Origin of the sequence: Streptomyces sp. NPDC018000, from assembly GCF_044328025.1 — a bacterium.
Classification (GTDB): Bacteria; Actinomycetota; Actinomycetes; order Streptomycetales; family Streptomycetaceae; genus Streptomyces.
This window is the reverse complement of sequence record NZ_JBIRGM010000020.1, coordinates 1-14,823: the sequence shown is the minus strand read 5'-3', so window position 1 is coordinate 14,823 and position 14,823 is coordinate 1. Positions and strand designations below refer to the sequence as shown.

The 14,823-nt window shown below is 71.2% G+C and carries 11 protein-coding genes; 10 read left to right on the top strand and 1 reads right to left on the bottom strand.

Annotated elements, in window-relative coordinates; genetic code table 11:
• The first annotated feature begins 16 nt into the window (after positions 1-16).
• Together ACH4EW_RS27230 and ACH4EW_RS27225 are read left to right on the top strand one after the other, a co-directional pair.
• Complete coding sequence (locus ACH4EW_RS27230) at positions 17-3,829, top strand: glycosyltransferase (protein ID WP_398261269.1); 3,813 nt, start codon at positions 17-19, stop codon at positions 3,827-3,829.
• Entirely contained in the window at positions 3,826-5,343 is a 1,518-nt protein-coding gene (locus tag ACH4EW_RS27225; protein WP_398261267.1) for a DUF5719 family protein, read from the top strand. The genes ACH4EW_RS27230 and ACH4EW_RS27225 overlap by 4 nt, the downstream gene beginning before the upstream one ends.
• Positions 5,344-5,397: 54 nt before the next feature.
• On the opposite strand, the gene ACH4EW_RS27220 is transcribed toward ACH4EW_RS27225, so the two are convergent.
• Entirely contained in the window at positions 5,398-5,826 is a 429-nt protein-coding gene (locus ACH4EW_RS27220; protein WP_398261390.1) for a metallopeptidase family protein, read from the bottom strand.
• A gap of 333 nt (positions 5,827-6,159) precedes the next feature.
• On the opposite strand from ACH4EW_RS27220, the gene ACH4EW_RS27215 reads away from it, so the two are divergent.
• The 8 genes from ACH4EW_RS27215 (at position 6,160) to ACH4EW_RS27180 (ending at position 14,727) form a co-directional block, all read left to right on the top strand.
• Positions 6,160-6,531, top strand: a complete 372-nt coding sequence (locus ACH4EW_RS27215) for a DUF3499 domain-containing protein (protein ID WP_398261265.1) — start codon at positions 6,160-6,162, stop codon at positions 6,529-6,531.
• Positions 6,532-6,805: 274 nt separating this feature from the next.
• Entirely contained in the window at positions 6,806-8,179 is a 1,374-nt protein-coding gene (locus tag ACH4EW_RS27210; protein ID WP_398261263.1) for a phosphomannomutase/phosphoglucomutase, read from the top strand.
• Between the two features lie 280 nt (positions 8,180-8,459).
• Entirely contained in the window at positions 8,460-8,642 is a 183-nt protein-coding gene (locus tag ACH4EW_RS27205; protein WP_030927015.1) for a Trm112 family protein, read from the top strand.
• A gap of 57 nt (positions 8,643-8,699) precedes the next feature.
• The gene (locus ACH4EW_RS27200; protein ID WP_398261260.1) at positions 8,700-9,836 is read left to right on the top strand and encodes an SIS domain-containing protein; all 1,137 of its coding nucleotides are present in this window, start codon (positions 8,700-8,702) and stop codon (positions 9,834-9,836) included.
• A gap of 62 nt (positions 9,837-9,898) precedes the next feature.
• Positions 9,899-11,080, top strand: coding sequence for a mannose-6-phosphate isomerase, class I (gene manA / locus ACH4EW_RS27195; protein WP_398261258.1), 1,182 nt, complete (start codon positions 9,899-9,901; stop codon positions 11,078-11,080).
• A gap of 86 nt (positions 11,081-11,166) precedes the next feature.
• Positions 11,167-12,189 carry a cation diffusion facilitator family transporter gene (locus ACH4EW_RS27190; protein ID WP_398261256.1) on the top strand — a complete coding sequence of 341 codons (1,023 nt, stop codon included), beginning with the start codon at positions 11,167-11,169 and terminating at the stop codon, positions 12,187-12,189.
• A 305-nt stretch (positions 12,190-12,494) separates the two neighbouring features.
• Positions 12,495-13,952 (top strand): adenosylhomocysteinase, encoded by a 1,458-nt coding sequence (ahcY, locus tag ACH4EW_RS27185; protein WP_398261254.1) that lies wholly within the window; start codon positions 12,495-12,497, stop codon positions 13,950-13,952.
• A gap of 163 nt (positions 13,953-14,115) precedes the next feature.
• A complete protein-coding gene (locus tag ACH4EW_RS27180; RefSeq protein ID WP_398261252.1) occupies positions 14,116-14,727 on the top strand; it encodes a hypothetical protein in 612 nt (203 codons plus the stop codon).
• Positions 14,728-14,823 lie beyond the last annotated feature (96 nt).

The window sequence follows — 14,823 nt, the reverse complement described above, 5'->3', positions numbered from 1 at the left end:
GAGGGCCCGTACCTCGATGTCCGTGCACAGCCAATCGACGGCGCCGTACGCGGCTGCCGCCGCCCCAGAGTTCCCCCGGCATGTCGTCACCGCCGTGCTTGTCTCCCACGACGGCGCACGCTGGCTGCCCGACGCGCTCGCCGGACTGCTCGGGCAGGAACGCCCCGTACAGAACATCGTCGCCGCCGACACCGGCAGCGCCGACGACTCCGCGCAGCTGGTCACCGAGGCGCTCGGCGCCGAACGCGTCCTGCATCTCGCGCGCCGTACGAGCTTCGGCACCGCCGTCGACGAGGCGACCCGCACGGCCGGCGTCCTCACCCCCGAGGACCTGCCGTACCTGAAGCGCCCCGACGGCTGGGACCCCGTCAGCAGGAGCTGGCGCGACGACGCGTACGACCTGCCCGAACTGCCGCACGGCGAACCGGTGCAGTGGCTCTGGCTGCTCCACGACGACTGCGCGCCCGAGCCCGACGCACTTGCCGCGATGCTGCGCGTTGTCGACACCGACCCGCACGCCGCGATCGTCGGCCCCAAGCTCCGCGGCTGGTACGACCGCAAGCAGTTGCTCGAAGTCGGCGTCTCCATCGCCAACAGCGGTCGCCGCTGGACCGGACTCGACCGGCGCGAACAGGACCAGGGCCAGCACGACCAGGTCCGTACCGTGCTCTCCGTCTCCACCGCGGGCATGCTGATCCGCCGTGACATCTGGGAGGAGCTCGGCGGGTTCGACCGCAGGCTCCCGCTGATGCGTGACGACGTGGACCTGTGCTGGCGCGCGCACACCGCCGGACACCGGGTGCTCGTCGCCCCCGATGCCGTCATCAGGCACGCCGAGGCATCCGCCCGAGAGCGCCGCCCCATCGACTGCGCCGGCCGCTCGGTCGCCTCCCCGCACCGTGTCGACAAGGCCGGCGCCGTCTACACGATGCTGGCCAACGCACGCGCCAAGGCCCTGCCCTGGGTGATGCTCCGGCTCGTCGTCGGCACCCTGCTGCGTACCCTCGCCTATCTCGTCGGCAAGGTGCCCGGCCGGGCCCTCGACGAGGTTGCCGGGCTCTTCGGCGCCCTGCTGCGCCCGGGACAGATCCTCGCGGCCCGGCGCAGCCGCGGCAAGGGCGCCGTCGACCAGGCCGAACTGCGCGGCCTCTTCCCGCCGCCCGGCGCCACCATCCGTGCCACCGCCGAGCAGATCGCCGGAAACTTCGGCAGCGATTCGGACGCCGACTCGGCCGGCTCCCGGCACGGCGCCGTGGAGTCCGGTCCCGGCGGCGACGAAGCCGACTTCCTGGAGATCGAGCAGTTCGCGCGGCTGAAGCGGATCGGACGCAAGCCGGGCCCGGTGCTCTTCGCCGTCCTGCTCCTCGTCTCGCTCGTCGCCTGCCGCGGCCTGCTCGGCGGCGGTGCACTCGCGGGCGGCGCGCTGCTGCCCGTGCCCGCCGACGTCTCCGACCTGTGGGGCAGGTACGCGGACGGCTGGCACGCGGTCGGTACCGGCGGCACGCAGACCGCACCGCCCTACCTCGCCGTCATCTCGGCCCTGTCCGCGCTGTTTCTCGGCTCGACCGGCTTCGCGGTCACACTGCTGCTGGTCTGCTCGGTCCCGCTCGCCGGACTCACCGCGTACTTCGTCTCCCGGCCATTGCTCGAATCGAGGCTGCTGCGGGCCTGGGCGAGCGTCGCATACGCCTTCCTGCCCGCCACGACCGGCGCACTGGCGACCGGCCGCATCGGCACCGCCGTACTGGCCGTCCTGCTCCCGCTGATCGCCCGCGCCGCCGTCTCCGCGCACGGCATGCGTGCCGTCGGCGACGCCCGCGGCAGCTGGCGCGCCACCTGGGCGTACACCCTGCTCCTCACCTGCGCGATGGCCTTCACGCCTATCGTCTGGCCGCTCGCCGTGGTCCTCGGCATCGGTGTGCTCGTACTGCGCCGCGACGACATCGCCGCGTACGGGCTCCGCTTCCTCGCCGCGATCGGCACACCGCTGCTGGTTCTTGCGCCCTGGTCCCTCTCGCTCCTCACCAGCCCGTCCGGCTTCCTGAAGGAGGCGGGCATGGAGACCGGTACGGGCACGGCCTCCGCACTCGACCTGCTCGGCATCAGCCCCGGAGGCCCGAAGGCCGCGGGTGGTGTGCTGCTGCTCGGCATCGTGTTCGCCGCGCTGGCGGCGCTGCTGCGCGGGGAGCGGCAGTTCGCGGTACGCACCGCGTGGGTGGTCGCTCTCGTGGCACTGGTCTTCGCCGCTCTCGCCAACGGCTCGGGCTGGGCGGGTCCCGCCACCCTCGTCTACGGCATCGCGCTGATCGTCGCCGCGCTGGTCGGCGCGGACGGCGCCCGGCTACGCGTCGCCGAGCTCAGCTTCGGCTGGCGCCAGCCCGTCGCCGCACTGATCGCCCTCGCCGCGGGCCTCGCCCCGGTGCTGGCCGCCGCGGGCTGGATGATCGGCGGCGCCGCGGGCCCGCTGGAGCGCCGCGACCCGGTGCAGGTGCCCGCGTTCGTCGCGGAGGAGAGCACCACGAGCGACCAGCCGCGCACCCTGGTTCTGGGCGGCACGTCCCCCGACACCGTCTCGTACACCCTGGTCCGCGGCTCCGGCGCGCGGCTCGGTGATGCCGAACTGACCGAGGCGGGCGGCAGCAACAGCCACCTCGACAAGGTCGTCGCCAATCTGGTCGCGGGCTCCGGCGCCGACCAGGGCAGCCAGCTCAGCGAATTCGCGATTCGTTACGTACTCGTACGGGACGGCGCTCCGAAGGAGATGAGCCGGGTCCTCGACGCGACCCCTGGCCTCAGCCGGCTGAGCCAGCTGGACGGCAGTGCGCTGTGGCGGGTCGACCAGCAGGTCGCCCGCGTCATGATCATGCCGTCCGGCACCGACGACGAGCCGGTGCCCGTGGGCTCGCTCCCCGTCGAGGCGCACACAAAGATCCCGGCAGGCGGCTCCGGCCGGGTGCTGCGGATCGCCGACGCCGCCGACCCCGGCTGGGAGGCCACGCTCAACGGGCGCCCGCTGACCCCGAAGACCGTCGACGGATGGGCCCAGGGCTTCGAGCTCCCCGCCGAGGGCGGCACTCTGGACCTCACGTACAACACCCCGCTCACCCACACCGCCTGGATCTGGGCCCAGGCCGCGCTGGCCGTGGTCCTGGTGGTCCTCGCCCTGCCCGGCCGCCGCCGGGAGATCGACGACGACCTGCCCGAGGACGCCACGACGGTCCCCGCGGAGCCGGTCGCCGGCGAGGGACGCCGCGCACGCAGGCTGCGCGCGGCCGCCCAGACGGAAGCGGAGGCCGAGTCGGAGCCGGCCGGGGGCAGAAGCGCCGAGGAGGCGGCAGGCGAGTACGTCCCCGCACAGCAGACGGCCGAACCGCATCCGCAGCAGACCGACGACCAGGACGTGTTCGTCCCGCAGGCCGACAGCGGTCCGTACGCGGCGGTGCCGCAGCAGCAGTACGGCGAATGGGACGCGCAGCAATATCAGGGCGCCGGCTACCAGCAGTACCAGGGAGAGCAGTACCAGGGCGAGCAGTACCAGGACGGCCAGTACGGCACGCAGCAGGAGCACCGGGCGACCGCCGACCCGTACCAGCAGAACGCCTACGACCCGTACGGCTACGCGCAGCAGCAACAGCAGTACGACCCGCAGGCCCAGTACGCCCCGCAGAACCCCCAGTACGATCCGCAGGCTGCGTACGATCCGCAAGGCAACTACGGCCAACAGGTCGGTCAGCACGGCCAGTACGGCCTGCAGAACCCCGACGAGAACCCCGCCCCGGGCCAGAACCCGTGGCCGACCGGTAACACATCGCGAGGCGAGTCCGAGTGAAGTCCACCAGCCTGTCCCTCATCGCGGGCACCGTCGCCCTTGCCGCCGTCACCGGATTCGCCGCGGTCACCGCGCCCGGCGACGGGGGCACGACGGAGGCGAAGACCGCCACCCGGCTGCCGGTGGAACGGTCCAGCCTGCTCTGCCCGGCGCCCGGTCTCTCGGATCTCGCGGAGACGACGTACACGTCCTTCACCCCGGCGGGCGGCGGCGGTGAGGCCGGTACGGCCGAACTGAAGCAGTCCGCGTCCATGGCGGCCGACGACGGGAACAGCGGCAAGAAGGGCAAGGAAGACAAGGCGAAGGCGGATTCCGGAAAGCCGGTCGTCTCCCTCGAGGAGCCCGGCAAACCGGCCACCGCCGATGCGTCCGGCGCCGACGCACCCGCGCTGGTCGGCACTGCCACCGGCCGCCTGGCACCCGGCTGGACCACCCAGCAGACCACCACGGTCGAGGCGGGCGGCGCCCGCGGCCTGCTGGGCGTCAGCTGCACCGGACCCGACACGGACTTCTGGTTCCCGGCCGCCAGCACCGCGAAGTCCCGTGAGGACTACGTCCACCTCACCAACCCGGACGACACCGCCGCCGTCGCCGACATCGAGCTGTACGGACCGGACGGCACCCTCAAGTCCGATGTGGGCGAGGGCATCACGGTGCCCGCCCGGTCCAGCGTCCCGGTCCTGCTCTCCACGCTGACCAGCGAGGTGGCCGAGGACGTGACCGTCCACGTCAGCACCCGAACCGGACGCGTCGGCGCGGCGGTCAGGGCCGCGGACGAAGAGACCGGCAGCGACTGGCTGGCAGCCTCGGCCGACCCGACGGGCACCCTGGTGCTCCCCGGCATCCCGGCGGACGCCACCTCGGTCCGACTGGTGGCCTTCGCAGCCGGCGACGACGACGCCGACCTGAGCGTGAAACTGCTCGGGAAGACCGGCGCGATCTCCCCGGTCGGAAACGAGGAGCTCCACGTCAAGTCGGGGATGACCGCGGGCGTCGACCTGAAGGACATCACCAAGGGCGAAGCCGGCTCCCTGCTGCTCACCCCGGCCCGGAGCGGAAAGGACACCCCGGTGGTGGCCGCGCTGCGCGTGGTCCGCGGCGAGGGCGACGGGCAGGAGGTCGCCTACATCCCGGCGACCGGCCCGGTGGGCGCACAGGCGACCGCGGCCGACAACCGGGCCAAGGGCTCGACCCTCTCGCTCGCCGCGCCGGGCGCCACCGCCACCGTGAAGGTCGCCGCCTCCGCGGGCAGCGAGGGCGGCGAACAGACCGTCAAGACGTACACGGTCAAGGGCGGTACGACGCTCGCGGTCACCCCGCCCGTACCGTCCGGGCTCAAGGGCAGCTACGCGCTGACGGTGGAGACGGAGTCGGGCGGCCCGGTCCACGCCGCACGCACGCTGGCCCTGCCGCAGGACGGCATCCAGATGTTCACCGTGCAGACGCTGCCGGACGACGGCGGAACGGTCGAGGTGCCCGCGGCCGAGCAGGACCTGTCGCTCCTGTTCGAGTGAGCGGGCCGGCGGTACGGGCGGGGCCGGGTGCCGGGCCTGCTCGTACCGCCGCTCCTACTCCTGCCCGTACCGTGGATCGACCGACTCCGGCGAAAGACCGAGCAGGTCCGCGACCTGCTCCACCACGACCTCGTGCACCAGCAGGGCGCGCTCGTCGCGGTTCTTGGTGCGGATCTCGACAGGCCGCCGGTAGATGACGATCTGCGCGGGCCGGTTCTTCTCCGCGGAGACCGCACGCCCCAGCGGTACGGTCTCCTCCTGAGTCCCCGGCACATCGAGCACCATGAAGTCGACATCGGCCAGCTGCGGCCAGCGCCGCTCCAGCCGTTCCACCGAGTCCTGCACGAGATCACGGAAGTTCTCCGCCCTGCTGGCCGAGAGCGGCACCTGCGGCGGGGCGACGGGCCCCCGCATGCCGCGGCCGTGGCGGTCACGACGGCGTGGGTGCGGCTCGGATGAGTGGGGAGGTACGGGACTGTCCATCACCGACGCAGGGTAACTCTCCGCGGGGCAGGCGGATCGCTGGTCCCTGACAGGGCGTCGACATGTCCAATCCGGAACAATCCGGCCGAACAGGAGCCCGTTCAGGCCCGGCTCCTGACCATTGATCTCCTGCTGAATGACAGCTTTTGTGCCAGGTCGGGACCGGAATCGTTGCCGGTACGAACTGCGCTTCCGGGTTCCTCCGTGGGTTCCTCCGCAGGTCAGAAGGACTGTCCGGAAGGCGGTTCCGTCGAAGTCCACAGGGCGACACGGTGGAGTGACCTGAGGGAGAGTCGTCGCAGCCCGCTCAAGAGTGCGGTACCGTCCAATATCGTGAGCCTTGTACGTCGCTGTTCGCGCACCGCGTGCGGCCGCCCTGCCGTCGCGACACTGACGTACGTCTATGCCGACTCGACTGCGGTCCTCGGCCCGCTCGCCACCTACGCCGAGCCCCACTGCTACGACCTCTGTGCCGAGCACGGCGAGCGGCTGACCGCACCGCGCGGCTGGGAGGTCGTCAGGCTCTCCGACCCCTCCGCTCCCACGCGCCCCAGTGGCGACGACCTCGAAGCGCTTGCCAATGCCGTACGGGAAGCGGCGCGGCCGCACGACCGTGGAGCCGACAGCAGGGGCCCGCAGACCGCGGACCCGATGGAGGTCGCGCGCCGCGGTCATCTGCGGGTGCTGCGCTCACCGGACTCCTGAGTGCGGCGTGCCGCTCGGTGCGCCCCACTCGTGATGTCCCGTTCAAGTCTTCGCGTACGGATCAGCGATCAAAACGTGTCGTGGACACAACTGTTCCGGACGTTACGGCACCCAACCCAGCCCGACATCGAGGACAAAGCGGCAACCGGCCGCCCTGGTCACCGTACGCGCAGCCTGGCAACCGCACCGCTGCGCAGCCGCAAGGCCCCACGGTCCGCCCGAGCGGCCGCCGGGTAGTTTGGGCGGTCCGTAGAGATCTCAGGAGGACCGGCCCGTGGCTGCTGATCTGTCGCAGATCGTCAAGGCGTACGACGTGCGCGGAGTGGTGCCCGACCAGTGGGACGAAACGCTGGCCGAGCAGTTCGGGGCAGCGTTCGTCGAGGTGACGGGCGCGGACGCGATCGTGATCGGCCACGACATGAGGCCCTCGTCGCCCGGCCTCTCGGGGGCCTTCGCACGCGGCGCTGCGGCGCGCGGCGCGGACGTCACACTGATCGGCCTCTGCTCGACCGACCAGCTGTACTTCGCCTCCGGCAGCCTCGGCCTCCCCGGCGCGATGTTCACCGCCTCGCACAACCCGGCGCAGTACAACGGCATCAAGCTCTGCCGGGCGGGCGCCGCACCCGTGGGCCAGGACACCGGGCTCTCCGAGATCCGCGCCCTGGTCGAGAAGTGGTCCGAGACCGGCACACCGCAATCGGCCGCCACCCCCGGCACCGTCACCGGGCGCGAGACGCTCCCCGACTACGCCGCGCACCTGCTGTCCCTGGTCGACCTCGCATCGATCCGCCCGCTGAAGGTCGTCGTCGACGCGGGCAACGGCATGGGCGGCCACACCGTCCCCACCGTCTTCGCGGAGCTTCCCGTCGACCTCGTACCGATGTACTTCGAACTCGACGGCACGTTCCCCAACCACGAGGCAAACCCCCTCGACCCGAAGAACCTCGTCGATCTCCAGGCCCGCGTCGTGGCCGAGGGCGCCGACCTGGGCCTCGCCTTCGACGGCGATGCCGACCGCTGCTTCGTCGTCGACGAGCGCGGCGCGGGCGTCTCCCCGTCCGCGATCACCGCCCTGGTCGCGGCCAGAGAACTCGCTCGCAACGGCGGTAACGGCACCATCATCCACAACCTGATCACGTCCCTCTCGGTCCCCGAGGTCGTCCGCGAAAACGGCGGCACCCCGGTCCGTACCCGCGTCGGCCACTCCTTCATCAAGGCGGAGATGGCCGAGCACGGCGCGATCTTCGGTGGCGAGCACTCCGCGCACTACTACTTCCGCGATTTCTGGAACGCCGATACGGGCATGCTCGCCGCGCTCCACGTCCTGGCCGCTCTGGGGGGCCAGCCGGGCACCCTGTCGGAACTGGTCGCCCAGTACGACCGCTACACCGGATCCGGCGAGATCAACTCCACCGTCGCCGACCAGTCCGGCCGCACGGCAGCGGTACGTGAATCCTTCGCACCCCGCGACGGCGTGACTACCGACGACCTGGACGGTCTGACGGTCACGGGACCGGACTGGTGGTTCAACCTCCGAGCCTCCAATACGGAACCCCTGCTGCGCCTGAACGTCGAGGCCCGCGACGAGCAGACGATGACGGCGGTACGCGACGAGGTACTGGCACTGGTCCGGTCACCGGCCTCGTAGGGCGAGTCTCCGGTCACGGGCCTTGTAGGGCCGGTCCGGGAGGCCGGGCCAGGTCAGCCCGCCCGGCACCTCCGGTCCGTCGGGCGTTCGAGGACCGGGGCTCGGGGCAGAGCCCCGGTCCCGGGAAGGGGCGGGCAGCGGAACAGGCCCGCTGCAGGCGCCCACCGTCACCCCACCCACCCCGGCCCGGGCCGCGCCCCCCGCACCCCGGCGGTAGGCTGACGTCGCCCGATCCGCGCGAACCCGAACCGCTCGTTCGAATGCTTGAAGGGACTCACCCATGCCGCTCGAAGCCGGCCTTCTGGAGATCCTCGCCTGCCCGGCCTGCCACTCTCCGCTCGACGACCGGTCGGCGGCCGACAGCCCCGAGCTGGTCTGCACCGGCACGGATTGCGGCCTGGCCTACCCGGTACGGGACGGTATCCCTGTCCTCCTCGTCGACGAGGCCCGCCGCCCCGCGTAGGGGCATCCGTGGCCGCACCCCGCACGGTGATCAGCACGTGATCGGAGGACCGTCCCCATGCTCGACGAGTCGCTGCTCGACGCCCCGGAAGCCCTGGCCCGAGCAGACCGCCGCGGCCTGCTCCGCGGTGCCGCCGAGGCCGGGGCCCGGGTTCGTACCGCCGCCCGGCACGCGGCGGAGGCCGGGATCGCCGCACTGAACCCGGAAGGCCGCCCCCGCGCCGTACTCGTCGCGGGCTCCGGCACCGCCGCGTCCGGCGTCGCCGACCTGATCACCGCTCTGGCAGGCGCCTTTGCGCCTGTCACCCGCATCCACCCCACCGGAGTCGCCCCCGCCGCGGGCGCGATGCGCTGGACGCTGCCCGGCTGGGCCGGCTCCGTGGACCTGCTGCTCATCGTCACGGCCGACGGTTCCGAGCCGGGCCTCTCCCTCCTCGCCGAACAGGCGTACCGTCGCGGCTGCAGCGTCGTCGCCGTCGCCCCCCGCCAGTCACCACTGCGCGAGGCCATCCATGGTGCGCACGGACTCGTCGTGCCGATGGCCGCGGCCCCGCACGGCGAGTACGACGCCGAGACGTCGGCCGCCGGCCCCGGCACTCTCTGGGCCCTGTTCACCCCGCTGCTCGCGCTGCTCGACCGGGTCGGCCTGGTCACCGCCCCCGCCGAGGCGCTGCAGGGTGTCGCCGACCGCCTCGACCGCACCGCGGAACGCTGCGGTCCGGCCATCGCCACGTACAGCAACCCGGCCAAGACCCTCGCTGCCGAACTCACCGACAGCCTGCCCCTCATCTGGACCGAGGGCGACGCCGCGGGCCCGGTCGGCCGCAGATTCGCCGCCGTCCTGGCCGAGCTGTCCGGCCGCCCGGCCCTCGCCGCCGAGCTTCCCGAGGCGCTCCCCGCTCACGGTGCACTGCTGGCGGGCGCATTCGCGGCCGGGGCCGACCCCGACGACTTCTTCCGCGACCGGGTCGACGAGCCGGAGCCCCTGCGCGCCCGCGTCGTACTGCTCCGCGACCGTCCCGCCGGCGGGCTGAGCGCCGGACCCGCCGCCCGCGAACTGGCCCTCGGCCACGACACGGCGATCAGCGAACTCGAACCGGACGAGGGCACCGAGCTCGAAGCACTCGCCGAACTCCTCGCGGTCACCGACTTCGCCGCCGTCTACCTGGCACTCGCGTCGGCAGCCCGCGCCTGACCGCCCGAGCCAACGCCCCCACCACCACACCCCCGATCCACGCACCTCACAAGGACGAACTCATGGACCGGCTGTCCAACACCGTGCGCCCTTACGCCTGGGGCTCCACCACTGCCATTCCCGAGCTGCTCGGCGTCGCCCCCACCGGCGAACCCCAGGCCGAGATGTGGATGGGCGCCCACCCCGGAGCCCCCTCCCGCCTCACCCGTACGGCCAGCACCCAAGAGGCCGGCGCCGAGCGGCCCCTCACCGACGTCATCGCCGCCGACCCCGAGCGCGAACTGGGGCGTCCCACCCTCGAAAAGTTCGGCCCCCGCCTGCCCTTCCTCCTCAAACTGCTCGCCGCGGGCGCCCCGCTCTCCCTCCAGGTCCACCCCGACCTCGCACAGGCCAAGCAGGGTTACGAGGACGAGGAACGCCGGTCCGTCCCGATCGATGCACCCCACCGCACGTACAAGGACGCCAACCACAAGCCCGAGCTGATCTGCGCACTCACCCCCTTCGCCGGCCTGTGCGGCTTCCGCAGGCCCACCGAGGCGGCCGAGGCGTTGGCAGCACTCGGCGTCGACTCCCTCAAGCCGTACGTCGACCTCCTCGGCGCCCACCCCGAAGAGGCAGCCCTGCGCGAGGTCCTCACCGCGATCCTCAGCGCCGACCCGGCGGAGATGGCCGAAACGGTGAACCAGGCGGCGGCCGCCGCCGAGCGCCTCGGCGGCGCCCACGCCCCGTATGCCCGGATCGCCCACCACTTCCCCGGCGACCCCGGTGTCATCGCGGCGATGCTGCTGAACTATGTAGAACTCCAGCCCGGCGAAGCCCTGTTTCTCGGTGCGGGTGTTCCGCACGCCTATCTCGACGGGCTCGGCGTCGAGATCATGGCCAACTCGGACAATGTGCTGCGCTGCGGACTCACACCCAAACACATCGACGTAGCCGAACTCCTGCGCATCGTCCGCTTCGAGGCGACCGATCCCGGCGTCCTGCGTCCCGAGGCGTCCCCGTCCGGTGAGGAGCTGTACGAGACGCCTGTGGAGGAATTCCGGCTCTCGCGCTTCGATCTGTCGCCCGGCGCCGACGTCGTCGACCTGACCCGGAACACCCCGCAGATCCTGCTCTGCACCGCGGGCGCCCCGAAGGCCGGCACGCTCGGTCTCACACCCGGGGCCTCGGTCTTCGTCCCCTCCGGCGAGAAGGTCGAGGTGTCCGGTACGGGAACTCTGTTCCGCGCCACAGTGGTGGCCTGAAGTACCGTCCGCACCAGCGGCTGCAACAATGTCCGGCCGTACCGCGGCGCCAGGGCCGCAGCACCGAAGAAGGGACACAGGCACCCATGAGTGCGTCAGGCGGAACCAAGGCGATCGTGGCGGCACTCGGCGCCAACCTAGCGATCGCAGTGGCCAAATTCGTGGCGTTCCTGTTCAGTGGCTCGTCGTCGATGCTGGCGGAGAGCGTCCACTCGCTCGCCGACTCGGGCAACCAGGGCCTGCTGCTGCTCGGCGGCAAGAAGGCCCAGCGCGAGGCCACCCCCCAGCACCCCTTCGGCTACGGCCGCGAGCGCTACATCTACGCCTTCCTCGTCTCCATCGTGCTGTTCTCGATCGGTGGCATGTTCGCGGTGTACGAGGGCTACGAGAAGATCAAGCACCCGCACGAGATCGAGGCCTGGTACTGGCCGGTCGGCGTGCTGGTCTTCGCGATCATCGCCGAGGGCTTCTCCTTCCGTACGGCCATCAAGGAGTCCAACGAGGCCCGCGGATCGCTCTCCTGGAAGGAGTTCATCCGCCGCGCGAAGGCCCCCGAACTCCCCGTCGTCCTCATGGAGGACTTCGGCGCACTGATCGGCTTGGTCCTCGCCCTCGCAGGTGTCGGCCTCGCTGTCGGGACCGGCAACGGTGTCTGGGACGGAATCGGCACCCTCTGCATCGGTGTCCTGCTGATCGTCATCGCGATCGTCCTCGCCGCCGAGACGAAGTCCCTGCTGCTCGGCGAGGCCGCCGGCACCGACCAGGTCGAGAAGATCAAGTCCGCGGTCGTCGACGGCGACACGGTCACCGCCCTCATCCACATGCGTACGCTCCACCTCGGCCCGGAAGAGCTGCTGGTCGCCGCCAAGATCGCGGTGCAGCACGACAACACGGCCACCGAGGTGGCCAACGCCATCGACGCCGCCGAGACCCGCATTCGCGCAGCCGTCCCGATCGCCCGGGTCATCTATCTGGAACCGGACATCTACAGCGAGGCCGCCGCCGCAGCCGGCGCCGACCCTGCCAAGACCCCAGGCGGAGCCCCCGGCAACGCTCCCCCCACGGCCTCCGACGGAACCCCGGACACCTCGACGGATTCCGGCCACTGACCCACCCGCTTACACCTCCCAACCGCTCCCAACCGCCTCTGACAAGCCCTCCCGCCTGCTCCCGGTAAGCCTTCCCAGCCACTTCCCGTCCTGGGCGGGCTGGGAGCGACTGGGCCGATCGGTGTAGATTCGACGGCAGTGTCAGACGTCGCTGCTGATGGCGGTCGATCGGTCCGTATGTACGGACCGGCCGAGGGAGAGAGGGCCTCCGACGGACTGCGCCGCGAGCACCCGGGCATTCGTGTGTCCGCCGCCGCAGAGCCAGCCGTGCCCACCTCGACACCCATTACGAGGAGCAGCCCGTTATGACGACAATCGCCAATCGACAGGACTTCAAGGTCGCCGACCTCTCCCTCGCGGCGTTCGGCCGCAAGGAGATCACCCTCGCCGAGCACGAGATGCCCGGCCTGATGTCGATCCGCAAGGAGTACGCCGCCGCGCAGCCGCTGGCCGGCGCCCGCATCACCGGCTCGCTGCACATGACCGTGCAGACAGCCGTGCTGATCGAGACCCTGGTCGCCCTCGGCGCCCAGGTCCGCTGGGCCTCCTGCAACATCTTCTCCACCCAGGACCATGCCGCCGCGGCCATCGCCGTCGGCCCGAACGGCACCCCGGACGCCCCCGCCGGCGTCCCGGTCTTCGCCTGGAAGGGCGAGACGCTCGAAGAGTACTGGTGGTGCACGGAGCAGGCCCTGACCTGGCCGGACACCCCCACCGGCGGCCCGAACATGATCCTCGACGACGGTGGTGACGCCACCCTCCTCGTCCACAAGGGCGTCGAGTTCGAGAAGGCCGGCGCGGCCCCGGACCCGTCGACCGCGGACAGCGAGGAGTATGGCCACATCCTCACCCTGCTGAACCGCACCCTCGGCGAGTCCCCGCAGAAGTGGACCCAGCTGGCGTCCGAGATCCGCGGTGTCACCGAAGAGACCACGACCGGTGTGCACCGGCTGTACGAGATGCACCGTGACGGCACCCTCCTCTTCCCGGCGATCAACGTCAACGACGCCGTCACCAAGTCCAAGTTCGACAACAAGTACGGCTGCCGCCACTCCCTGATCGACGGCATCAACCGCGCCACCGACGTCCTGATCGGCGGCAAGACCGCGGTTGTCTGCGGCTACGGCGATGTCGGCAAGGGCTGCGCGGAGTCCCTGCGCGGCCAGGGCGCCCGCGTGATCATCACCGAGATCGACCCGATCTGCGCGCTGCAGGCGGCGATGGACGGCTACCAGGTCGCCACGCTCGACGACGTCGTCGACCAGGCCGACATCTTCGTCACCACGACGGGCAACAAGGACATCATCATGGCCGCCGACATGGCCAAGATGAAGCACCAGGCCATCGTCGGGAACATCGGCCACTTCGACAACGAGATCGACATGGCCGGTCTGGCGCAGATCGACGGCATCGTCAAGGACGAGGTCAAGCCGCAGGTCCACACCTGGACGTTCCCCGACGGGAAGGTCCTCATCGTGCTGTCCGAGGGCCGCCTGCTGAACCTGGGCAACGCCACCGGCCACCCCTCGTTCGTGATGTCCAACTCGTTCGCGGACCAGACCCTGGCCCAGATCGAGCTGTTCACCAAGCCCGAGGAGTACCCGACCGATGTCTACGTGCTGCCCAAGCACCTGGACGAGAAGGTCGCCCGTCTCCACCTCGACGCGCTCGGCGTGAAGCTGACGACGCTCCGCCCCGAGCAGGCCGCGTACATCGGTGTCGAGGTCGAAGGCCCGTACAAGCCCGACCACTACCGCTACTGATCCCGCCCGTCACCGACCGCGTACGTCACCGGTCGGTGACGACCGGCCGCTGACAGGCGGAAAAGCCTCAGCAGCAGCTACGAGCGCAGGCCCCCGCACCCCCGTGTCGGGGGCCTGCGCTCGTACCGCACCCGCTCAGTCCGAGGAAACCTCGAAGGACCCCATGCCCCGCGGCCGATATTCGCTCCATGATCTTCACGATCACACCCTCCTCGGCGAAGAACACTTCCAGTGCGCCCCCGGTCCCTCCGGCTGGCGCTACGTCTCCCAGACCATCGCCCCTTCCGGCGACCACCTCGGCTCCGTCGACCTCACCCTCGACGAACTGGGCCGCCCTATCCGCCTCGAACTCCACGCCGCGAGCTGGCAGGTCCGCGGCGCCGCCCTCGAAGGCGTCACCTGGGTCCGTGCCGGCCCGACCGGTACTCGTGCCACCGAAGGCAATGTGCGCGCCCACGCCTTCACCGGCACATCCCCCGCATTCCTCGTTGCGACCTCACGCCTGCTGCGCCTCACCCCCGATTCCTCCGCGACCCGCGTCCGTCTGGTCGCTTTCACCGACCCGGTCCTCGCCCCCCGCACTGTCGACCAGTCCTGGACCCTGGTGAACAGTGAAGCGCACGCCACTGACAACGGCCCTCTGACGGTGGACGAATACCAGGTCAGCGCCCTGGACACCGGCGAGCAGCACACCATTCACATCGCCGGCGACGTGGTCCTGTCGGCCCCCGGGATCGAGCTCGAAGACCTGGAGTCCCCGCCCTCGCCTCGCTAACCTTGTTTTTTATCTACCACGATCATCCAGGTCTGCCGATGGCCTTGAGGGTCTCGGTGCGTTTGGCGGTTTTGCCGACGTCGTAGCGGGGGTGCC